The following is a 3,042-nucleotide window of genomic DNA, read 5'->3' on the forward strand; positions in this document are numbered from 1 at the left end:
CAGTAGGAGATCAAAATGCACTGGCTCAGCTTCACAGTATTTCGCCCGTTGCATGGCAGCACATCAATATGTATGGCAATTTTGAGTTTAGTCCATCAACCTCAAAAATAGATATCGATGCATTGGTTGCTCGATATGCTGAACCAGAATATTGGAAGCAAGCGCTGATTGAGAACGAGAATTCAAGTGAGTGATTTTAGAATTTAAAGCTAACTTTACATTTTTGGCGCGTTGGGCAAATTTAGCCATCATCGAGTTCTCTCCAGAACATCCATGACAACCCTGCCATCGCCTACCTGTTGAGTCTTGGCTCAAAGCGAAGTAGGCAGACTATGGGCTCATTCCTTAATATCGTCGCCAAGATGATCGGGTTTCAGAACCTTCGTGATTGTGCATGGAGCTCAATGAGGAGGCACCACATTTTGGCCGTGCTCGAAATGCTAAGCGATTCAGGTAAAGCTCCGGCAACCATCAACACCTATCTCGCAGCGCTGAAAGGTGTAGCTCTTGAAGCGTGGACGATGAAACAAATAGACACGGACAGTTTCCAGCACATTAAGCAAGTGCGCTCTGTGAAAGGGTCCAGGCTACCCAAGGGCAGAGCCCTTGAACGCCATGAAATTCGCAGTCTTTTTTTCACATGTGAAAGCGATCTAAGCTCCAAGGGGGTGCGTGACGCGGCTATTTTGGGGGTTCTTCTCGGATGCGGTTTACGTCGTTCTGAAATTGTCGCCTTGGACATGGTGGACATGATTTATAAGGACCGAGCTCTCAAGGTGCTTGGCAAGGGCAACAAAGAGAGAATTGCTTATGTACCTGGCGGTGCATGGAAAAGACTGGAGAAGTGGGTTGAAGAGGTTCGGGGGGAGCATGAAGGTCCTCTTTTCCCGAGGATAAGGCGATTTGATGATGTGACAGGAGAGAGGATGTCTGATCAGGCCATCTACCACATTCTGGAAACCAGAAGAGTCGAAACAGGTCTGGAAAAGTTCGCCCCTCACGATCTTCGGCGTACCTTTGCCTCCTCGATGCTGGATAACGGTGAGGACATTGTGACCGTGAAGGATGCTATGGGCCACTCAAGTATCGCCACCACCCAGAAATATGACAGACGTGGTGATGAACGTTTGAAGAGAGCAAGCCAACGCCTCGATCTAGCGGATTAACAACATGAATGATGAAGAACTCGAACTCGCCAGAGCCGATGCCATAAAAGACGATAGATGCTTTTCAAAGGGGCGGCTCAGGGATGAATTTAGGATGAAGCCCAAGCCCGGAGTGGAGCCTGTTTCGTTCTACAAAAACGGGTATGGCAGACAATTTGGCGTGTTCCGTATTGCTGATTGCGAGCCAATGAAGAGCAGGGCCTGTTCACCGGCCTCAGAAAAACAAATCAGGGCTCAGCTTATCCTATCTATCAAAGCAAGAATGCGTAGCAACCTAGCAAAAGCATCGGTTGTGGCTGAAACATGGGTAAACCTGGAGCCCGTAGTTCTCGACACTGAGACGACCGGCCTTGGTGAAAGAGACCAGGTGATAGAGTTGGCTGTCACAGACATCTGGGGCGATGTTCTACTGAACACCAGGTTGCGGCCAACCGTGAAAATTTCCCCTCATGCAATGGATGTTCATGGAATCAGCGAGGCGGATCTGACGAATGAGCCTATGTGGCCTCAAATTGCGCCAGCTCTTGCCCAGCTTCTCTCTGGCCGACATGTAGTGATATTTAACTCCAGTTTCGATAGCAGGCTGTTGAGGCAGACTGCCGGTGCATTTGGAGATCATATGCCTTGGTGGGAAGAGAAAAATTTGCTGTGTGCGATGACGCTGGCGTCTGATGCCTTTGGTTCAACCAACCGGCACGGCACTATCTCGCTTGCGGATGCAACCTACCAAGCAGGCGTGGTTTGGAAAGGTCGAGCCCATTCAGCAGCGACCGACGCCATTGCCACCGCCGATCTGGTGACAGAGATAGCAAAAGTCCAACGTAATCTCGTGGTTCAGCTCCAGGAGATTCAAAGCAAAGGTAATTTGGAATGACAGAACAATCCTACGGCGAAAGCCTGAAATTTTTCTCAGACTGGCAGAAAGACCCGGCGAAACGTACCGGCATTAATGTGCAACACACGCTAACCAGAGGTGATTATCCTACTGTCAGCATCGAGATTGCACCGATCAGGGCGTCGGGGTCCAGCCCAGACTGGAAAAGCAAGATCACAGTGCAACTCACTCGTGGCGAGCTGACGGCGTTTTGCTGTGTTCTCTTTGGCTTGCGTAGCAAGGCTGAGGGTTCATATCACGGTGACTCGAAGAACAAGAGCTTTGCGGTTTACAACAACGGCAAAGCCGGTGTTGCAATCATTCTCAGCGAGAGAGGCAACCAGCTCCAGAATTTTATCAATGATGACGACCGGATGGAGCTTGCAGTTTTCGCAGTTCGCCAGCTTTCCAACGCATGGAAAGTTACCCCTTCTGATGCCATCGCGCTGCTACGCCAATCAGCGTGGATGGACCGAAATTTGTCCTAATCGAGCAAATCTAGGCACCCTAAAAGTCGTCCTAGGGGACGATAGAGAAAACGGACAAAATCGTACGCTAAGCGTGCGGCCTGTCAGGTTGAGGCCCTAGAGGTTGCAGGCGAGTCGTCAGAAAATGCTGGAATCGGCCCTATTCTGACACTGCCCAAGGTTCCGGCCTGACGCCCAGTTAGGGCATAGCCTAGATTGACATGCGCGATGCAACCCTTAACTTGCTTGCACCTATCGTTTCCATGCTAGCTTTATCGTAACGCTAAAGAAATTGGGCTTAATGCCGAATACAATAAAATAAAACAGCCAACCCTTGAGGCTCTTATGCGCCAGAATTTACCAGTGACGGGTCGAAACTTAGAACTCCCAAAAGATACCAATATTCTTTCGACTACCTCCCCTCAAAGCCATATCACGCACGGCGGCCGCAAAAACTGAGTGCAACACCTGACCTTTCCGGTACGGTGCTGCCACTATGTCCTATCACGAACTCAGTATCCCCGAACGTGCGACC

The 3,042-nt window shown here is 50.0% G+C and carries 4 protein-coding genes; all 4 read left to right on the forward strand.

Annotation, left to right across the window (positions count from 1 at the left end):
* Positions 1-194, forward strand: a 194-nt coding sequence (locus L5M49_RS24900) for a hypothetical protein (protein WP_263266989.1), incomplete at its 5' end; no start/stop codon positions are given.
* 234 nt (positions 195-428) lie between these two features.
* Positions 429-1,166, forward strand: a complete 738-nt coding sequence (locus L5M49_RS24905; RefSeq protein ID WP_411569124.1) for a tyrosine-type recombinase/integrase — start codon at positions 429-431, stop codon at positions 1,164-1,166.
* Positions 1,167-1,170: 4 nt separating this feature from the next.
* Complete coding sequence (locus tag L5M49_RS24910; protein WP_263266990.1) at positions 1,171-2,040, forward strand: 3'-5' exonuclease; 870 nt, start codon at positions 1,171-1,173, stop codon at positions 2,038-2,040.
* A complete protein-coding gene (locus L5M49_RS24915; protein WP_071681582.1) occupies positions 2,037-2,528 on the forward strand; it encodes a hypothetical protein in 492 nt (163 codons plus the stop codon). Before L5M49_RS24910 ends, L5M49_RS24915 begins: the two co-directional genes overlap by 4 nt.
* The last annotated feature ends 514 nt before the right edge of the window (positions 2,529-3,042 follow it).

It is taken from the genome of Shewanella sp. SM74, assembly GCF_025653725.1.
GTDB classification, from domain to species: domain Bacteria; phylum Pseudomonadota; class Gammaproteobacteria; order Enterobacterales; family Shewanellaceae; genus Shewanella; species Shewanella oncorhynchi.

Coding starts and splice junctions, on each gene's coding strand:
- L5M49_RS24910 (WP_263266990.1), top strand. CDS start 1,171: ATGAATGATGAAGAACTCGAACTCGCCAGAGCCGATGCCATAAAAGAC.
- L5M49_RS24915 (WP_071681582.1), top strand. CDS start 2,037: ATGACAGAACAATCCTACGGCGAAAGCCTGAAATTTTTCTCAGACTGG.